We start from the raw sequence: 17,977 nt of genomic DNA on the forward strand, positions 1-17,977 counted from the left end.
CGGAGGGGGAACCGCCGCGGCCGAGGTCTGCCCGACTCAGCCCAGCTTGCGTGCCACGTCCGTGGCCCAGTACGTGAGGATCATGTTCGCGCCGGCCCGCTTGATGCCGAGCAGCGACTCCATGACGGCCTTGTCCCGCTCGATCCAGCCGCGCTGCGCCGCCGCCTCGATCATCGCGTACTCGCCGCTGATCTGGTACGCGGCGACCGGCACGTCCGCCTCGTCCGCGACCCGCGCCAGGATGTCGAGGTAGGGTCCGGCCGGCTTGACCATCACCATGTCGGCGCCTTCCTCCAGATCGAGCGCCAACTCCCGCAGGGACTCCCGGATGTTGGCCGGGTCCTGCTGGTACGTCTTGCGGTCGCCCGTCAGCGAGGAACCGGCGGCTTCCCTGAACGGGCCGTAGAACACCGACGAGTACTTGACCGAGTAGGCGAGAACGGCGACGTCCTCACGGCCGATCTGGTCCAACGCGTCGCGGACGACCCCGATCTGACCGTCCATCATGCCGCTCGGGCCGACGACGTGCGCGCCCGCGTCCGCCTGGACCTGCGCCATCTCCGCGTACCGCTCCAGGGTGGCGTCGTTGTCGACCCGGCCCTGCTCGTCGAGGACACCGCAGTGACCGTGGTCCGTGAACTCGTCCAGGCACAGGTCCGACATGACCAGCAGGTCGTCGCCGACCTCGGAGCGTACGTCCCGCAGCGCGAGCTGGAGGATGCCGTCGGAGTCCGTGCCGACCGTGCCGCGCGCGTCCTTCTTCTCCTCCAGCGGCACGCCGAACAGCATGATCCCGGAGACGCCCGCCTCGGCGGCCTCGGCGGCGGCCTTCCTCAGGGAGTCACGCGTGTGCTGGTACACACCCGGCATGGAGCTGATCTCCACCGGGGCGTCGATCCCCTCGCGCACGAACGCGGGGAGGATCAGATCAGCCGGATGCAGCCGCGTCTCGGCGACCATGCGCCGCATGGTGGGAGTCGTTCGCAGCCGCCGCGGCCGCGAACCGGGAAAAGAACCGTACCGAGTCACCGTGATCTCCTCGAACTACGTACAAACCGCTGACCGGGGACAGCCATCCACACCCGCCCCCACCTTGGACCCTCCCCGCCCCTGACATTCGCTAGGCCACCCCCGCCTTGGACGCTCCCCGCCCCTGACGTTCGGTAGCCCGCCCCGCCTTGGACGCTCCCCGCCCCTGACGTTCGCTGGGCCGCCCCCACCTTGGACGCTCCCCGCGCTGGCGTCCGGTTGGCCGCCCCCGCCTTGGGCGCTCCCCGCCGCTGGCGTTCGCTGGGCCGCCCCCGCCTTGGGCGCTCCCCGCCCCTGGCGTCCGGTTGGCCGCCCCTGCCTTGGGCAATCTGCCGCCTTGGGCGGCAGGGTGGGCAAGGCGGCCCCCGGCGCCGCGCAACGACACCGGGGGCACCCACCCCGTGTTGGCTACGGAGCCGCGCGCCGCCGCCGCGACCCGGGCCGCCGCTCGCTGGGACGGGTGACCGGATCCCCCGCCTCGATCGCGGCGGTCCGCCGCTTCGCGCCGAAGTCGGCAAGCGCCGCCGCCAGCTTCAACACCGACGGCTCGGGCGCCATCACATCGACCCGCAGCCCGTGCTCCTCGGCCGTCTTGGCCGTCGCGGGACCAATGCAGGCGATCACCGTCACGTTGTGCGGCTTGCCCGCGATACCGACCAGGTTCCGCACCGTCGACGACGAGGTGAACAGCACCGCGTCGAAGCCACCACCCTTGATCGCCTCACGCGTGTCCGCCGGCGGCGGCGACGCGCGCACGGTCCGGTACGCCGTGACATCGTCGACCTCCCAGCCCAGCTCGATGAGCCCGGCGACGAGGGTCTCGGTCGCGATGTCGGCGCGCGGCAGGAAGACACGGTCGATCGGATCGAAGACCGGGTCGTACGGCGGCCAGTCCTCCAGGAGACCGGCGGCCGACTGCTCGCCGCTGGGCACCAGGTCCGGCTTCACACCGAAGTCGACGAGGGCCTGCGCCGTCTGGTCGCCGACCGCCGCGACCTTGATCCCGGCGAAGGCGCGGGCGTCGAGCCCGTACTCCTCGAACTTCTCGCGGACGGCCTTGACCGCGTTCACCGAGGTGAAGGCGATCCACTCGTAGCGGCCCGTCACCAGACCCTTGACCGCACGCTCCATCTGCTGCGGCGTGCGCGGCGGCTCGACCGCGATGGTCGGCACCTCGTGCGGCACGGCGCCGTAGGAACGAAGCTGGTCGGAGAGCGAGGCCGCCTGCTCCTTCGTACGCGGGACGAGCACTCTCCAGCCGAACAGCGGCTTGGACTCGAACCACGACAGCTGGTCGCGCTGGGCGGCTGCGGAACGCTCGCCGACCACGGCTATCACCGGGCGGTTGCCCTCCGGCGACGGCAGCACCTTGGCCTGCTTCAGGGTCTGCGCGATCGTGCCGAGCGTCGCCGTCCAGGTCTTCTGCCGCGTCGTCGTACCGGCGACCGTGACGGACAGCGGGGTGTCCGGCTTGCGGCCCGCCGCCACCAGCTCACCGGCCGCAGAGCCCACCGAGTCGAGCGTCGTCGACACGACGACCGTGCCGTCGGACGCGCCGACCTCGGTCCAGCAGCGCTCGGAGGCGGTGGCCGCGTCGACGAAGCGGACGTCGGCGCCCTGCTGGTCACGGAGCGGCACACCGGCGTACGCGGGCACGCCCACGGCCGCCGCGATACCGGGCACGACCTCGAAGGTGATGCCGGCGCTCGCGCAGGCGAGCATCTCCTCGGCCGCGTACGTGTCGAGGCCGGGGTCCCCGGGGACCGCACGCACGACCCGCTTGCCGCCCCTCGCGGCCTCCATGACAAGATTGGCCCAGTCCCTCAGAGCCGGGACCACAACGGCAGTTGACGAGCCGTCAGGGGTCGCCGCACGCTCCGGGGCGCCCGTGGCGTCGAGGACGGTCACGCCGGCCTTGGCATGCGTCCGCACGACGTCGAGCACTTCAGGCTCGGCGATCAGCACATCCGCTCGGGACAGGGCCTCCACGGCCCTGAGGGTCAGCAGCCCCGGATCTCCGGGACCCGCACCCAGGAAGGTGACGTGCCCAGGTGTACAGGCGGTCGATACAGCGGTGGTGGGGCTCATCGTGCTCGCTCCCCCATCAGACCGGCCGCACCCTTGGCCAGCATCTCGGCGGCGAGTTCCCGCCCGAGTGCCAGCGCCTCGTCGTCCGACGAGGGCACGGGACCGGTGGTGGACAGCTGCACCAGCTCGGAGCCGTCGGTCGAGCCGACGACGCCGCGCAGGCGCATTTCCTTGGCAACCTGCCCGTCGACCAGCAGGTCGGCCAGTGCACCCACAGGTGCACTGCAACCGGCCTCCAGGGCGGCGAGCAGGGATCGCTCGGCGGTCACGGCGACCCGTGTGAACGGGTCGTCCAACTCGGCGAGCGTGGCCGCGAGTTCGCGCTGGTCGGCGGCGCACTCGACAGCCAGTGCCCCCTGGCCGGGGGCGGGCAGAATCATGTCGGTCGGGAGGAACTCGGTGACTTCCCCGCTGCGACCGGTACGGCTGAGGCCGGCAGCCGCGAGGACCACACCGTCCAGCTCGCCCTTCTCGACGAAACCGATCCGGGTGTCGATGTTCCCACGGATCGGCACCGTCTCGATCCGCATGCCGTGGCTCTTCGCGTACGCGTTCAGCTGCGCCATGCGACGCGGCGAACCGGTACCCACCCGAGCACCCGCGGGCAGATCGGTGAACTTCAGTCCGTCGCGCGCGATCAGCACGTCCCGCGGGTCCTCGCGCACCGGTACGGCGGCGAGGGCCAGCTCCTCGGGCTGCGCGGTCGGCAGATCCTTGAGGGAGTGCACCGCGAAGTCCACCTCGCCCCGGGTGAGCGCGTCACGCAGCGCGGTGACGAAGACTCCGGTACCGCCGATCTGCGCGAGGTGCTCGCGGGAGGTGTCACCGTACGTGGTGATCTCCACAAGCTCGACCTCGCGGCCGGTCAACTGCCTTACGGCTTCGGCCACATGCCCGGACTGGGCCATGGCCAGCTTGCTGCGCCTTGTGCCCAGCCTCAGGGCTTTCTCGGCGGTCATGCCGGGCCTCGATTCTTGCCTTCTGCTTCGTGGGGGGTGGCCCGGGAAACGGCCGCGACCGTCTCCTGGTCCAGGTCGAACAGGGTCCGCAGGGCGTCCGCGTACCCGGCGCCGCCGGGCTCCGCGGCCAGCTGCTTGACCCGTACGGTCGGCGCGTGCAGCAACTTGTCCACCACGCGCCGCACGGTCTGTGTGATCTCCGCGCGCTGCTTCTCGTCGAGGCCCGGGAGCCTGCCGTCGAGCCGGGCGATCTCGCTCGCCACGACGTCCGCGGCCATCGTGCGCAGCGCGACGACGGTCGGCGTGATGTGCGCGGCCCGCTGCGCGGCGCCGAACGCGGCGACCTCGTCGGCCACGAGGGACCGCACCAGGTCGACGTCGGCAGCCATGGGAGCGTCCGCGGAGGCGTCGGCGAGCGACTCGATGTCGACGAGGCGGACCCCGTCGATCCGATGCGCGGCCGCGTCGACATCACGCGGCATCGCCAGGTCGAGCAGGGCGAGCGCCACCTGTCGTACGGGCTCGGGGGCGCGCTCGCGGCGCATCTCCGGCACCCGTCCGGCGACGGCGAGGGCGGCGATGGTCTCGGCCTCCGAGGCCTCGACCGGGCGGACCTGCTCGCCCGGCGCGTTGTCGACCCAGGCGCCGTGCTGCTCAAGAGCGGCGGCGTCGAATCCGGCGACCGCGGCCTCGCCCTCGACGGAGAAGCCACCGCGCACCGTCTCGACGGAGCCGCCGTCCGCCGCGGACCGGCCCGGAGCCGCGGCCGGTGCGCCCGGCACCTCGCTGCCCGCGGTCGGCGTGCGCCCCGCGACGGCGGAACGCACCGCGTCGGCGGTCAGGACGAGACCGGTCGCGCCGGTGCAGGAGATGGCGACGTCGGCACGTGTCAGTTCGTCCGCGACGGCGTCCATCGCGACGGCACGGGCGGCCGTACCCGCTTCACCCAAGATCTCCACGAGCCGGTCGGCGCGCTCCACCGTCCGGTTGGCGACGACGACTTCGGCCACTCCGGCCCGCGCGAGCGTGGCCGCGGCGAGCGAGGACATCGAACCGGCGCCGATCACCAGCGCGCGCTTGCCCTGCGCCCACGCGTCCACCGACTGCCCCGCGGCGAGCTGCTCAAGACCGAAGGTGACGAGCGACTGCCCGGCACGGTCGATCCCGGTCTCGGAATGGGCGCGCTTGCCCACCCGCAGAGCCTGCTGGAACAGGTCGTTGAGGAGCTTGCCCGCCGAGTGCAGTTCCTGCGCCCGCGCGAGCGTGTCCTTGATCTGGCCGAGGATCTGGCCCTCGCCGACCACCATCGAGTCGAGCCCGCACGCCACCGAGAACAGGTGGTGCACCGCCCGGTCCTCGTAGTGCACATAGAGATAAGGGGTGAGCTCTTCCAGGCCCACACCGCTGTGCTGGGCGAGCAGCGTCGACAGCTCGGCGACACCGGCGTGGAACTTGTCCACGTCCGCGTACAGCTCGATGCGGTTGCAGGTGGCGAGCACCGCGGTCTCGGCGGCGGGTTCGGCGGCGAGCGTGTCCTGCAGCAGCTTGGCCTGGGTGTCCGCGTTCAACGCGGCGCGCTCCAGAACACTGACGGGGGCGCTGCGGTGGCTCAGACCGACGACAAGGAGACTCATGCCGGCATCACGGCGGGCACGTCCCCGTCGGGTCCCTTGCGGTCGTCGTTGATCTTCGCGGCGGCGGGCTTGGTGACCTTGGCGGCCGGGCCCTCGACGCCCACCGCGCCCTCGGCCTCGTCCACCGGGACCTCGCCGGCCTTGCGCTGCTCGTGGAAGGCGAGGATCTGCAGCTCGATGGAGAGATCGACCTTGCGCACGTCGACGCCGTCGGGAACGGAGAGCACCGTCGGCGCGAAGTTCAGGATGGAGGTGACACCGGCGGCGACGAGCCGGTCGCAGACCTGCTGCGCGGCGCCGGCCGGGGTCGCGATGACGCCGATGGAGACGCCGTTCTCGTCGATGATCTTCTCGAGGTCGTCGGCGTGCTGAACGGCCATGCCCGCGACGGACTTGCCGGTCATCGCCGGATCGGCGTCGATCAGCGCCGCGACGCGGAAGCCGCGGGAGGCGAAACCACCGTAATTGGCAAGCGCCGCACCGAGGTTACCGATACCGACCATCACGATCGGCCAGTCCTGCGTGAGGCCCAGCTCGCGTGAGATCTGGTAGACGAGGTACTCGACGTCGTAGCCCACGCCACGGGTCCCGTACGAACCGAGGTACGAGAAGTCCTTGCGCAGCTTCGCGGAGTTGACCCCCGCGGCGGCCGCGAGCTCCTCGGAGGAGACCGTGGGCACCGAGCGCTCCGACAGAGCGGTGAGGGCTCGGAGGTACAGCGGAAGCCTGGCGACGGTGGCCTCGGGAATTCCTCGGCTGCGGGTCGCCGGTCGGTGAGTTCGGCCAGTTGCCACGGTGCTCCTGCGGGTAGAGCGGGGCTGTGGGCGGCACCCTGCTACTCGACCGCCCCGTCGAATGCAGGCTATGTCTTTGTGAACGCGTGCACAAAGATGGTGTCCGATTTGCCCGGCCAACGTGACCGGGCTCACGCGCGCCCCGCGCGCATCCCTGGAACCGGCGCGCAGGTAGCTTCGTTGCTCACCTGTGGGGGCCAAAACGGCACACTCTCCTCAACGTTGCCAAGATCCACGCCCCCGAGACCAAAACCGCCCCCGATCCTAAGCGACTTTTGGGACCAGTTGGACTCGTCGGTCAGTGACCTTTACGTCACCGAATGAGCGCGCGCCGCAGCCGCTCCTCCTGAACGCGCCAGAAGTCGTGCTGCGCCCCGTCGACCAGAACGACCGGGATCTGTTCCCAGTACTTGCGGTACAGCTCCTCGTCCTCGGTGATGTCCTTCTTCTCCCAGGCCGCTCCGACCTCGGCGCACACCTTCTCGATCACCGACTGTGCGTCGTCGCACAGATGACAGCCGGGCTTACCGATCAGCGTGACGATCCGCTCACTCGGATCCTTCTTCTCACGGTTGCGAAAAATGGGACTCATACCGGCCATTCTCGCCCCACACGCGGCCCTCCTGTCGCCGAGAATTCACGTCCGGACAGGCTCCCGAAACCCGCTCGACTCCGGAACCCCCGAACACACTGGCTATGCTCACGACATGTCCGCTCTCGGATGGCTCACACCCCGTAGGCGCTCCGCCACCGCGCGGAGCGTGCTGGCAGGCGAGGCTTCGGCCGAGGCCGCCCGCAAGTCCTCCCAGGAGCTGGAGGACCAGGCACCGACGATCGACGAGGACGCCCGGGAACCCGAGTTCCCGGTCGCGGGCGACGACAAGGCCGCCGCCTTCTTCGACCTGGACAACACCGTGATGCAGGGCGCGGCGATCTTCCACTTCGGCCGCGGCCTCTACAAGCGGAAGTTCTTCGAGCGCCGCGAGCTGACCCGATTCGCCTGGCAGCAGGCCTGGTTCAGGCTGGCCGGCGTCGAGGACCCCGAGCACATGCAGGACGCGCAGAACAGCGCCCTGTCCATCGTGAAGGGCCACCGCGTCGCCGAGCTGATGTCCATCGGCGAGGAGATCTACGACGAGTACCTCGCGGAGCGGATCTGGCCCGGCACCCGCGCCCTCGCCCAGGCGCACCTGGACGCGGGCCAGAAGGTCTGGCTGGTCACCGCGGCGCCCGTGGAGATCGCCACGGTCATCGCCCGCCGCCTCGGCCTGACCGGCGCGCTCGGCACGGTCGCCGAGTCCATCGGCGGCGTCTACACCGGCCGGCTCGTCGGCGAACCCCTGCACGGCCCCGCGAAGGCCGAGGCGGTCCGCGCGCTCGCCTCCGGCGAGGGCCTGGAGCTCGGCCGCTGCGCCGCGTACAGCGACTCGCACAACGACATCCCGATGCTCTCGCTCGTCGGACACCCGTACGCGATCAACCCGGACACGAAGCTGCGCAAGTACGCGCGCGAGCGCGACTGGCGGCTGCGGGACTACCGCACGGGCCGCAAGGCCGCGAAGGTCGGCCTCCCCGCCGCGGCCGGCGTCGGCGCGGTCGCGGGCGGTACGGCGGCGGCGATCGCGCTGCACCGACGCCGTCGCTGACAGTTTCCGAACGCCTTACCCGTGTCCGGCTCCCGCCAGTCCCGTAGGTACCACTCGGCCACAACACGTCACCACCAGAGCCGGAACTTGAACGTAATCGATCAACAAGTGGTCACTCTCTGGTACTTGAATCGCCGTCGAGCGACTACAGAAGTGACGTAACCGGTGATTTGAGCAACTGGGTGTAGCACTCCCTGCACGAAGCGTTATTCTCCTCAGACGCAAACCGGTACCCACACGTCAGCACGACGGGTGAACGGTCCCGCACTGCACGTGATGGAAGCTCTGCCTCTGGGAGTCCCGTGTACCCACACGTCGGGGTTGACGCCTCGGGCCTGGCAACGCTGCACGCGACGGTCGTGGACCGCTTGCGCGGTTTCGTCCCCACCGCGTACGCCGTTCCCGCCCTCGCCGCCGCAGCAGCGTCGGCCCTGCCCGCCCCCGCCTCGCCATGTTTCGCCATGGCCGATTCAACCGCGGCCACCGTCGGCCGACGGGCCCGCTCCGGGTCCGCCGGCACCTCGGGCACCGCGGCCAGGTCGGCCACACCTACGGCCCGCCGTCCCGCGGCCGACAGCGACAGTGCCCGCATGATGGATCTGGTCGAGCGCGCCCAGGGAGGCGAGGCCGACGCGTTCGGCCGGCTCTACGACCAGTACAGCGACACCGTGTACCGCTATATCTATTACCGCGTCGGCGGGAAGGCGACTGCGGAGGACCTCACCAGCGAGACCTTCCTGCGCGCGCTGCGCCGCATCGGCACGTTCACCTGGCAGGGCCGTGACTTCGGCGCCTGGCTGGTCACGATCGCGCGCAACCTGGTCGCGGACCACTTCAAGTCGAGCCGCTTCCGCCTCGAAGTGACCACGGGCGAAATGCTCGATGCGAACGAGGTGGAGCGTTCCCCCGAGGACTCGGTCCTGGAGTCCCTCTCCAACGCGGCCCTGCTCGACGCCGTACGCCGCCTCAACCCACAGCAGCAGGAGTGCGTGACGCTGCGCTTCCTGCAAGGCCTGTCCGTCGCCGAGACCGCTCGCGCGATGGGCAAGAACGAGGGCGCGATCAAGACCCTCCAGTACCGGGCGGTACGCACCCTGGCGCGACTTCTCCCGGACGACGCCCGTTGAGCCCGGGCGCCTCTTCTTCATCCCTGGGACCGTTACTGCCCGCAGTCCCCAACTCACCTACGGTGAGAGTGAGATGGGATCACGCCCGGATCATCTTTCGCGCGTAACCGAAGTGCCGAGCCGCTCGTTGTGCGGGATGCAGGCTCCCTGTGGTCACTCCCGATCGGGATGCACTCACTCGTTGGTGTGTATCCGGTTCCGGGGGTGCAACCCCAGGACCCCCTGGGGAGTCGACCGTCTTGAGTGAGAGGAGGTGCCGCCAGTGATCGCGAACGTATCGGCACACCGGCGGGCGAACGCCTTCGCCCAGGCCCTGGATAACCAGTCCGACCAGGACCCGGCGGCGCAGCAGCAACCGGAAGAAGAACCGGCCGCCCTGCGCAGTGGGGCGACAGCGGCCGAGGAGGGCGGGCTGCCGGCCCTGGCCGCGGCCCTCGGCGAGCTGCCGAAGCCGGAGTTCGACCCCGAGGTCAAGGTGGTGCAGCGGGCGCAGCTCGTCGCCGCCATGGAGGCCATGGTCCAAGAGGGCGCGGCCACCTCCGTACCGAAGCAGCGCCAGGGCAAGGGCGCCCACCGGGCGAGCCCGCTGCGGAAGCTGCGGCCCCGCTCCCGCCTGACCAAGGGCATCGCGGCGGGCGGGCTCACGGTCGGCGTGGCCGCGGGCGCGTTCAGCGGTGTGGCCGCGGCGTCCTCCAGCGCCCTGCCGGGTGACCACCTCTACGGCCTCAAGCGCGGCATGGAGGACCTCAAGCTGGGCATGGCGCACAGCGACTCCGACAAGGGGCAGGCCTACCTCGACCAGGCGTCGACGCGGCTGAGCGAGGCGCGGCGGCTCATGGAGCGCGGCCGCACGGGACAGCTCGACCACGAGTCCGTGGGCGAGGTCAGGCGCGCGCTCTCCGGGGTGCAGTACGACGCCTCCGAGGGCCACCGCCTCCTCAGTGACGCGTACAAGCGCGACGGCGCCCTCGGCCCGATCCAGGCCCTGTCGACCTTCTCCGACGCGCACAGGCAGAGCTGGACGGCCCTGAGCGACCGCCTGCCGGTCCAGCTCGGGGACGTACGGGACCAGGTCAGCTCGGTCTTCGACGCCATAGACGAAGAAGTCGGCCCGCTGCGCTCCCTGCTGCCGCGGACCCCGGACGAGAAGGGCGGTTCGACGAGCCCGGGCACCAGCCAGGACGGTTCGTCGCCGGGGGCCCCTGGCACCGGCAGCACCACCCCGTCCGGTTCCGGCTCCGCCTCCGAGGACGACAAGACGTCGACGAAGCCGAAGCCGTCCACGTCCGACACCGGCAAGGACGAGGAGGGCCTGCTCGGCGAGAACACGGGCGGCCTCCTCGACCCGCCGAAGGACAAGACGACCCCGAGCCCCTCGGACGGCAGCCCGGGCTCCGACACCGGCACGGGCGCCCCGAAGCCGGACGTGACGGTGCCCCCGCTGCTCCCGGGCCTCCTGCCGGGCCTGGGCGTCGACGGCGAGGACGCGAAGTAGTTCCTACGAGGAGGGGGTGCGGGAATCTTTCCCGCACCCCCTCCTCGTAGTTCCGCTCAGAAAAACACCGACCGCCGCTGCACGAGAAGCTTGTACAGCGTGTGCTGGATCTGTTCGCGGACCTGGTCCGTGAGGTTGAACATCAGCATCGGGTCCTCCGCCGCCTCCGGCGGGTAGCCGTCCGTCGGGATCGGCTCGCCGAACTGGATCGTCCACTTCGTCGGCAGCGGCACCGCGCCGAGCGGCCCCAGCCACGGGAACGTGGGCGTGATCGGGAAGTACGGGAAGCCCAGGAGCCGGGCAAGGGTCTTGGCGTTGCCGACCATCGGGTAGATCTCCTCCGCCCCGACGATCGAGCACGGCACGATCGGCGTGCCGGCGCGCAGCGCGGTCGACACGAAACCGCCCCGCCCGAAGCGCTGCAGCTTGTACCGCTCGCTGAACGGCTTGCCGACGCCCTTGAAGCCCTCCGGCATGACACCGACCAGCTCACCGCTCTCCAGCAGCCGCTGCGCGTCCTCCGCGCAGGCCAGCGTGTGCCCGGCCTTGCGCGCCAGCTCGTTGACCACCGGCAGCATGAACACCAGGTCGGCCGCCAGCAGCCGCAGGTGACGGCCCGCCGGATGGTTGTCGTGCAGGGCGACCTGCATCATCAGGCCGTCCAGCGGCAGCGTCCCGGAGTGGTTGGAGACGATCAGGGCCCCGCCTTCGGACGGGATGTTCTCGATGCCCTTCACCTCGACCCGGAAGTACTTCTCCGCGATCGGCCGGAGCAGCGACATCAGGACCTGGTCGGTGAGCTCCTCGTCGTAGCCGAACTCGTCGACGTCGTAGTCCCCGGTGATCCGCCGCCGCAGAAACGCGAGCCCGCCCGCGATCTTCCGCTCCCAGCCGCCGCCCCGCGACGGCTCGCCCGGCTCCTTCGGCCCCGCTCCGGGCGCGGGTTCGGACTCCGGCTGCTGCAAAGGCCGCACCTCCCGTACGGCCACGGGTTCGCCCTTGCGTCGCGCGCCGGCCCCCGGGCCCCGGCCGCGGCGCACGGCACCCTTCGCCGCCGCCCCTCGCGACCTGTCGTCGTCGAACGGAATGACCTTGGCGTCCGCCATCGTTGATGCGCTCCTCAGTTGGCGCTCTGCGTCGGGGGGTGGCTGGGGTCTGTGCGGGCGCCGCCCAGGAAGGGCAGCGCGGCGATCCTGTCGACGGCCCCCGCGAGGGCCTGCGGCGGCAGCAGGCCCGGGCCCCGGCCGCGTACGAACTCCGCGAATGCCTCCGCGGTCGTGTACTTGGGCGCGAAGCCCAGTGTGTCGCGCATCTGGACCGTCGACACCATCCGTCCGTGCGTGAGCAGCCGGATCTGCTCGGGCGAGAAGTCCGTCACCCCCAGCGTACGCAGCGCGCCGCCCACCCAGGTCACGGCAGGAAGGAGGACCGGGACGGTCGGCCGGCCGAGCCGCCTCGAGCACTGCGACAGCAACAGCACACCGTCGCCCGCGACGTTGAACGTGCCGCTGTTCAACGTTCCCCGGGCCGACTCGTGCGAGGCGATCCGCAGCACCTCGATCACGTCGTCCTCGTGCACGAACTGCAGCCGCGGGTCGTAGCCGAACACGGTCGGCAGGACAGGCAGCGAGAAGTACTCGGCGAGCGGCGAATCCGCCGTCGGCCCCAGGATGTTGGCGAAGCGCAGCACACACACCGCGACATCGGGACGGCGCCGGGCGAACCCGCGCACATAGCCCTCGACCTCGACGGTGTCCTTGGCGAAGCCCCCGCTCGGCAGCGACTTCGGCGGCGTCGTCTCGGTGAAGACGGCCGGGTCGCGCGGCGCGGACCCGTACACGTTCGTACTGGACTTCACGACGAGCCGCTTCACGTTCGGCGCCTTCTGGCACGCGCCGAGCAGCTGCATCGTGCCGATGACGTTGGTCTCCTTGACCGTGCCGCGGCCGCCGCTGGCCAGCGGGGTCCCCGTCACGTCCATGTGCACGACCGTGTCCACGGCGTACTCGGCGAGCAACCGCGCGATCGTCGGCTGCCGGATGTCGGCCTGGAGGAAGTCGGCACCGCCCAGATGGTGCGCCGGCGGCACCGCGTCCACGCCGATGACCCGGTCCACCTCGGGGTCCCGCTGGATCCTGCGTACGAACCGGCCGCCCAGCTGTCGGGCCACCCCTGTCACGAGCACGACCTTGCCCAAGATCAGCGCCTACCTTCCGTCCCAGCCCCGCCGCGCTCCGCAATCACTGCTCGGGGCCCACGTTAGCGGTTCGATGTTGCGCTGTGATGTCTGCTCGATGCATGAAGTGACGACGACCACACGCGGGTGGCGGGAGGTTCCGGAGTGAACAATTGCCTGTTCAACGCAGTGTGGCCCTCCCACCGGATGGTGGAAGGGCCACAAGGCGCGCTGTACAGCAGCTGCCGCTTACTTCTTGTTGCGACGCTGCACGCGGGTGCGCTTCAGCAGCTTGCGGTGCTTCTTCTTAGCCATCCGCTTACGCCGCTTCTTAATAACAGAGCCCACGACTACCCTCGCTCACTTCTCGGACAACCCCCGCGGAACGGGGACAATCACTCGGTGCGGGGCTGAATTGGGGCCCACACGACCTACGAGGGGCTAGCCTACCCCGCCCCGAGTGCCGAGCAGAAATCGAGGTCCGCGGACCCCGTGAATCAGCCGGCGTCCACCCCCACGTAAGAGTCACGGAGGTACTCGTGAACCGCGTTCTCCGGGACTCGGAAGGACCTCCCCACCCGGATCGCGGGCAGATGACCGCTGTGCACCAAGCGGTACACGGTCATCTTCGACACACGCATCACCGCGGCGACCTCCGCCACGGTCAGGAACGCCACCTCGGATAGAGGCCTCTGGTCAGCAGCCATGACACACCTGAACCTTCCGCACTCGACGGCCACCGGCTTCCCCTTCCGGTGACTCAACGTCGTTGCGTGCTCACTCCCCAATGTAGAGGCGGGTGATGCGAGTGGGGAAGAGGAGCAGCGATCGGCCGCCTACTGTGACAGACACGCTCGATTGAGTACATAGCGAGTAAGCGGTCGGTAGTAATCAGACCGCACAGCGTCATCAAGTGGAACGACGACGGACACCTGCCCCTCGGCCTCACCGACGAACAGGGCGGGATCGTCCGTATCGGCCAGACCGATGGCGTCGAACCCCAACTGACCTGCACCGCAGACCCATCCGTGGTCCCCGATGACCAGCTCGGGCAGCGGCTCGCCGGCCTCCGAAAGCGCACCGAGCACCAGGCGAACCGGGAGTGGGGAGTGGGTGTGCGCGCCGGTGTCACTTCGCACCGGGTACGCGCCCGGTTCCCGCATCAGCGCGACTCCTCGGTCGTAGTCGAGGTTGTACGTGCGTAGGCCGAACCGGGTCGTTATGTCGATACTCCGACCCTGCGCGGGGGTGAGGACGGGGCAGCCCACCGACGACAGGGCGTCCGCCAACGCGGCGTAGAAACCGAGCAGTCGATGCGGATGACCCGTCCCGAACAGCACTGGGGAACGACTCTCGGCGGCCCTGCCGAGGCGCTCCGCAAACGCGTCGAGCGCGGCCAGGGTCCGTTCCGGATCGATGATGTCGTGCCCCGTGCGGTGCCCCGGGTCCCCGGACACCCCGCACTTGTCCGCCATCAGCGCGAGCAGATCCCGGCGCCCCCACGCCCACTCGGGATCGAGGCCGAGCATCACCCGCGGATCCCGCGCCTCGAACAGGCGGTAGCTCCGCAGACTCTCCTCACGGGAGGTCGCCACGGGCCCGGCAAGCCGAGCCGCCAAGAGATGCGCACGCAGGGCGCCGACGCTCAACACCCTTGTGATGTTGCTGCATTGCCCCTGCCACCACCCCGAAAACCCCGAAACACCCCACAGTCGGAGTAACCCCGGCAGTACGGTTCCCCCTCACGAGGTGCCCGTGCACCGATCAGGGCAACAGCCCCCGGAGGGGATACGCCGACTTACGGGTGGCCAGGACCGCCTGGTCGAGCCGGTCCGCGGGGTCGTACCCCGCCTCCCACTCCCGGTACGACACCGGCCACCGGCCGTCCGTCATCCGCTGCGGAGCCAACTGCCGCGTACGGGCGAACACTTCCTGCCGCCACCCATCAGGAATCACCGACTCGGGCGCGATCTCCCGCCCCGCCGCGATCGCCACCAGGTGCGTCCACGACCGCGGCACGACGTCCACCACCGCGTACCCGCCCCCACCGAGCGCGACCCACCGCCCGTCGGCGTACTCGTGCGCCCACTCATGACACGCGACCTGCACGGCCCGCTGCGCGTCCAGGGAAACGGCCAGATGCGCCAGCGGATCCTCGAAGTGCGTATCGGCTCCGTGCTGCGTCACAAGGACCTGCGGCCGGAACTCCGCCAGCAGCTCCGGCACCACCGCGTGCAGCGCCCGCAGCCACCCGGCGTCCCCGGTCCCCGCCGGCAGCGCCACGTTCACGGCCGTCCCCTCACCCGCCCCGTCGGCCCCGGTCTCCTCGGGCCAGCCGGTCTGCGGGAACAACGTACGAGGATGCTCGTGCAGCGAGATCGTCAGGACCCGCGGGTCCTCCCAGAACGCGGCTTGCACCCCGTCACCGTGATGCACGTCCACATCCACGTACACGACCCGCTCGGCGCCCAGCTCCAGCAACCGCGCGATCGCAAGTGCCGCGTCGTTGTACACGCAGAACCCGGACGCAGAACCCGGCATCGCATGGTGCAGGCCACCCGCGAAGTTCACGGCGTGCAGCGCGTCCCCCCGCCACACACTCTCCGCTGCCCCCACCGACTGCCCGGCGATCAGCGCGGAGACCTCGTGCATCCCGGCGAACGCCGGATCGTCCATGGTCCCGATCCCGTACGACGGATCAGCGGCCGCCGGATCGACGGACGCGGCCTTGACCGCCTCGACGTAGTCCTGACGGTGCACGAGCCGCAGCGTCGAGTCCCCGGCCGCCTTGGCCGCGACGACATCCATGTCCCGGTCGAGCCCGAACGCGTCCACGAGTCTCCGGGTCAGATCGAGTCTGACCGGATCCATCGGGTGTCCTGGCCCGAAGTCATACCCCGCTACCGCCGGGTCCCACATCAATTGCGCGCGGCCGCTCATGCCCGCCACCGTATCGGTCGCCCCGCTCCCGGAACGACGGGGCGTACACCAGCGTCATCAGCACCAACACCATCGGCACGAGCATCGCCCCGCGGTAACTCCACGCGTCCCCCAAAGCCCCCACAAGCGGCGAACCGATCAGAAAACCCACGTAGTTGAAGATATTGAGCCGCGCCACCGCCGCGTCCGACGCCTTCGGGAACAAGCGGCCCGCCGCGGCGAAGGTCTGCGGAACGATCACGCACAACCCGAGCCCCAGCAACGTGAACCCGAGCATCCCCACCCAGGCCCCCGGCGCCACAGCCACCACACCGAACCCGGCGGCCGCCACTACGGACCCGACCCGCACCACGGCCACCGCCCCGAACCGCCGCACCCCCACGTCCCCAACGGCCCGGCCCACCAGCGTCATCACCATGTAGACGTTGTACGGAACCGTGGACAGCTGCTCCGAACTCCCCAGCACGTCCTGGAGGTATTTTGCGCTCCAGTTCGAGACGGTCGAGTCCCCGATGTACGCGAAGGACATCACCAGGCACAGCGGCAACAGCACCTTGAACGCGACCCCGCCACCCTGCTCCCGCTCCCGCGTGGCCTCCTCCCCGCCGACGGCCCGCCCCCCGTCCACGTACCACCGGCTCGCCACGAGACAGAGCGGCAACAGCACGCACGCCACCGGCAGATACGACACGAAGAGCGTCAGATCCCAGTGCGCCCCTGCCCACGCGAGCGAAGCCCCGACGATCCCGCCGAGGCTGTACGCGGCGTGGAAGCCGAGCATGATGCTGCGCCCGTACGCCCGCTGGAGGCTGACGCCGAGCATGTTCATCGAGGCGTCCAGGGCCCCCACGGCCAGGCCGAACGCGGCGAGCGCGACGGCCACTTGGGCCACCGAGTCCCCGGCCCCGACCCCGAGCAGCGCAAGGAGCACTACGGGCTGCGACCACCTCAGCACACGGCTGGGGCGCACCCTCTTCACCAACTGCTCGGTGCCTACGCTGCCGACCCCGGCAAGCACTGGCACCGCGGCCAGGAACACGGGCAGCAGTGCGTCGGATATCCCGTACTGGTCCTGAATGGCGGGGATCCGGGTCACGAGCAGCGCGAAGGCGACGCCCTGCGCGAAGAAGCTGATCCCCAGCGTCCCGCGCCCCCACCGCAGCCGCCCACCCGCCGTGCCGGCCGTCCCGGCTGTGCCATCGGTCATGGCGGCACAGCGTAGGCCTCGGCCTTACCAGTGGGTAGATGGATCACAAAAGCATGGGCTGACCGTGACCTCAGCCGATTCGGGCAAGGAGGCGGGGCAACTCCCGCATGTCGTCGAAGAGTTCACGGGACCCGGCGAGCCGATCGGCCGGTGTCATCGCGGTGAACCCGTACACATCCATCCCGGCGGCGACGGCGGCCCGCACACCGAGCGGACTGTCCTCGACGACCAGGCACTTCTCGGGCGGCACCCCCATCCGCTCGGCGGCGTACAGAAACAGGTCGGGTGCCGGCTTTCCCCGCCCCACATCCTGCGAGCTGAAGATCCGCTCGTCCGCGAACCACTTGTCGAGCCCGGTCTTCCGGTGCCCGACCCGGATCCGCTCATGGCTCCCGGAGGACGCGACGCAGTACGGCACCCCGCCGGCCGTCAGCCTCTCCAGCACCTCGACCACCCCGTCGACCGGCTCCAGCTCCCGCTCGAACGCCGCGAACACCCGCGCGTGAAAGACGGCGTCGAAATCCTCGGGAAGCCGCTGCCCGGTCCGCTCGAGAACCACATCGTGCACGCGGTGCATGGCGGCGCCCATGTAGTCCCGCAGGGATTCCTCGTACGAGGTGGGGTGCCCGAGCTCGGCGAGATAGCCGGACAGGAGCGTGTTGGAGATCGGCTCACTGTCGACGAGCACACCGTCGTTGTCGAAGATGACGAGGTCATAGCGCATTCCCATGTCTTCGACCCTATGTCTTCGGCCTTGAACGCAGAAAAGCCCGGACCGTATCCCGGTCCGGGCTTTTCTATAAAATTAGTTCGGCGGCGTCCTACTCTCCCACAGGGTCCCCCCTGCAGTACCATCGGCGCTATGAGGCTTAGCTTCCGGGT

The 17,977-nt window shown here is 70.1% G+C and carries 17 protein-coding genes and 1 rRNA gene; 3 read left to right on the plus strand and 15 right to left on the minus strand.

Annotation, left to right across the window (positions count from 1 at the left end; translation table 11 throughout):
* Nucleotides 1-36: 36 nt before the first annotated feature.
* From hemB to ACFYWS_RS31255, 6 genes are all read right to left on the minus strand, one after another.
* On the minus strand, nt 37-1,029 hold the full coding sequence (gene hemB, locus ACFYWS_RS31230; protein ID WP_389281997.1) for a porphobilinogen synthase: 993 nt from the start codon (nt 1,027-1,029) through the stop codon (nt 37-39).
* Between the two features lie 408 nt (nt 1,030-1,437).
* The gene (locus ACFYWS_RS31235) at nt 1,438-3,117 is read right to left on the minus strand and encodes a uroporphyrinogen-III synthase (protein ID WP_389281999.1); all 1,680 of its coding nucleotides are present in this window, start codon (nt 3,115-3,117) and stop codon (nt 1,438-1,440) included.
* Nucleotides 3,114-4,076: a hydroxymethylbilane synthase gene (gene hemC / locus ACFYWS_RS31240; protein ID WP_389282002.1), complete on the minus strand. Its 963-nt coding sequence runs from the start codon at nt 4,074-4,076 to the stop codon at nt 3,114-3,116. The genes ACFYWS_RS31235 and hemC overlap by 4 nt, the downstream gene beginning before the upstream one ends.
* Entirely contained in the window at nt 4,073-5,710 is a 1,638-nt protein-coding gene (locus tag ACFYWS_RS31245; RefSeq protein WP_389282004.1) for a glutamyl-tRNA reductase, read from the minus strand. The genes hemC and ACFYWS_RS31245 overlap by 4 nt, the downstream gene beginning before the upstream one ends.
* On the minus strand, nt 5,707-6,504 hold the full coding sequence (locus ACFYWS_RS31250) for a redox-sensing transcriptional repressor Rex (RefSeq protein WP_389282006.1): 798 nt from the start codon (nt 6,502-6,504) through the stop codon (nt 5,707-5,709). Before ACFYWS_RS31250 ends, ACFYWS_RS31245 begins: the two co-directional genes overlap by 4 nt.
* Before the next feature lie 313 nt (nt 6,505-6,817).
* Complete coding sequence (locus ACFYWS_RS31255) at nt 6,818-7,105, minus strand: glutaredoxin family protein (protein WP_389282007.1); 288 nt, start codon at nt 7,103-7,105, stop codon at nt 6,818-6,820.
* 106 nt (nt 7,106-7,211) lie between these two features.
* Here ACFYWS_RS31255 and ACFYWS_RS31260 point away from each other — a divergent pair, with 106 nt between their 5' ends.
* From ACFYWS_RS31260 to ACFYWS_RS31270, 3 genes are all read left to right on the plus strand, one after another.
* Nucleotides 7,212-8,150, plus strand: a complete 939-nt coding sequence (locus tag ACFYWS_RS31260; RefSeq protein ID WP_389282009.1) for an HAD family hydrolase — start codon at nt 7,212-7,214, stop codon at nt 8,148-8,150.
* Nucleotides 8,151-8,452: 302 nt separating this feature from the next.
* The gene (locus ACFYWS_RS31265; RefSeq protein WP_389282011.1) at nt 8,453-9,277 is read left to right on the plus strand and encodes an ECF subfamily RNA polymerase sigma factor, BldN family; all 825 of its coding nucleotides are present in this window, start codon (nt 8,453-8,455) and stop codon (nt 9,275-9,277) included.
* Between the two features lie 262 nt (nt 9,278-9,539).
* Nucleotides 9,540-10,772, plus strand: a complete 1,233-nt coding sequence (locus ACFYWS_RS31270; RefSeq protein ID WP_389282012.1) for a DUF5667 domain-containing protein — start codon at nt 9,540-9,542, stop codon at nt 10,770-10,772.
* A 56-nt stretch (nt 10,773-10,828) separates the two neighbouring features.
* Here the strand turns inward: ACFYWS_RS31270 and ACFYWS_RS31275 are convergent, their stop codons facing one another.
* The 9 genes from ACFYWS_RS31275 to rrf all read right to left on the minus strand — a co-directional run.
* Nucleotides 10,829-11,878 carry a 1-acyl-sn-glycerol-3-phosphate acyltransferase gene (locus ACFYWS_RS31275; RefSeq protein WP_389282013.1) on the minus strand — a complete coding sequence of 350 codons (1,050 nt, stop codon included), beginning with the start codon at nt 11,876-11,878 and terminating at the stop codon, nt 10,829-10,831.
* Between the two features lie 14 nt (nt 11,879-11,892).
* Nucleotides 11,893-12,969 carry an NAD-dependent epimerase/dehydratase family protein gene (locus ACFYWS_RS31280; protein WP_389282015.1) on the minus strand — a complete coding sequence of 359 codons (1,077 nt, stop codon included), beginning with the start codon at nt 12,967-12,969 and terminating at the stop codon, nt 11,893-11,895.
* 228 nt (nt 12,970-13,197) lie between these two features.
* Nucleotides 13,198-13,296: a 30S ribosomal protein bS22 gene (locus ACFYWS_RS31285; protein WP_003948845.1), complete on the minus strand. Its 99-nt coding sequence runs from the start codon at nt 13,294-13,296 to the stop codon at nt 13,198-13,200.
* Between the two features lie 149 nt (nt 13,297-13,445).
* On the minus strand, nt 13,446-13,655 hold the full coding sequence (locus ACFYWS_RS31290; RefSeq protein WP_266711274.1) for a helix-turn-helix domain-containing protein: 210 nt from the start codon (nt 13,653-13,655) through the stop codon (nt 13,446-13,448).
* 129 nt (nt 13,656-13,784) lie between these two features.
* Nucleotides 13,785-14,600: a phosphatase gene (locus ACFYWS_RS31295; RefSeq protein ID WP_389282017.1), complete on the minus strand. Its 816-nt coding sequence runs from the start codon at nt 14,598-14,600 to the stop codon at nt 13,785-13,787.
* Between the two features lie 112 nt (nt 14,601-14,712).
* Nucleotides 14,713-15,888 carry an acetoin utilization protein AcuC gene (locus tag ACFYWS_RS31300; RefSeq protein WP_389282019.1) on the minus strand — a complete coding sequence of 392 codons (1,176 nt, stop codon included), beginning with the start codon at nt 15,886-15,888 and terminating at the stop codon, nt 14,713-14,715.
* Entirely contained in the window at nt 15,839-17,095 is a 1,257-nt protein-coding gene (locus ACFYWS_RS31305; RefSeq protein WP_389282020.1) for an MFS transporter, read from the minus strand. Before ACFYWS_RS31305 ends, ACFYWS_RS31300 begins: the two co-directional genes overlap by 50 nt.
* 70 nt (nt 17,096-17,165) lie before the next feature.
* Nucleotides 17,166-17,819 carry an HAD family hydrolase gene (locus ACFYWS_RS31310; protein WP_389282044.1) on the minus strand — a complete coding sequence of 218 codons (654 nt, stop codon included), beginning with the start codon at nt 17,817-17,819 and terminating at the stop codon, nt 17,166-17,168.
* An 84-nt stretch (nt 17,820-17,903) separates the two neighbouring features.
* Nucleotides 17,904-17,977, minus strand: a 5S ribosomal RNA gene (gene rrf / locus ACFYWS_RS31315); the annotation flags it as partial.

The sequence above is a fragment of the Streptomyces sp. NPDC002795 genome, from assembly GCF_042888725.1.
Lineage (GTDB): Bacteria > Actinomycetota > Actinomycetes > Streptomycetales > Streptomycetaceae > Streptomyces.

Bases quoted from the DNA above. Each gene is read 5' to 3' on its own strand.
- ACFYWS_RS31300 (WP_389282019.1), bottom strand. From the start codon at position 15,888: ATGAGCGGCCGCGCGCAATTGATGTGGGACCCGGCGGTAGCGGGGTAT.
- ACFYWS_RS31260 (WP_389282009.1), top strand. From the start codon at position 7,212: ATGTCCGCTCTCGGATGGCTCACACCCCGTAGGCGCTCCGCCACCGCG.
- ACFYWS_RS31255 (WP_389282007.1), bottom strand. From the start codon at position 7,105: ATGGCCGGTATGAGTCCCATTTTTCGCAACCGTGAGAAGAAGGATCCG.
- ACFYWS_RS31245 (WP_389282004.1), bottom strand. From the start codon at position 5,710: ATGAGTCTCCTTGTCGTCGGTCTGAGCCACCGCAGCGCCCCCGTCAGT.
- ACFYWS_RS31310 (WP_389282044.1), bottom strand. From the start codon at position 17,819: ATGCGCTATGACCTCGTCATCTTCGACAACGACGGTGTGCTCGTCGAC.
- ACFYWS_RS31275 (WP_389282013.1), bottom strand. From the start codon at position 11,878: ATGGCGGACGCCAAGGTCATTCCGTTCGACGACGACAGGTCGCGAGGG.
- ACFYWS_RS31305 (WP_389282020.1), bottom strand. From the start codon at position 17,095: ATGACCGATGGCACAGCCGGGACGGCCGGCACGGCGGGTGGGCGGCTG.
- ACFYWS_RS31290 (WP_266711274.1), bottom strand. From the start codon at position 13,655: ATGGCTGCTGACCAGAGGCCTCTATCCGAGGTGGCGTTCCTGACCGTG.
- hemC (WP_389282002.1), bottom strand. From the start codon at position 4,076: ATGACCGCCGAGAAAGCCCTGAGGCTGGGCACAAGGCGCAGCAAGCTG.
- ACFYWS_RS31235 (WP_389281999.1), bottom strand. From the start codon at position 3,117: ATGAGCCCCACCACCGCTGTATCGACCGCCTGTACACCTGGGCACGTC.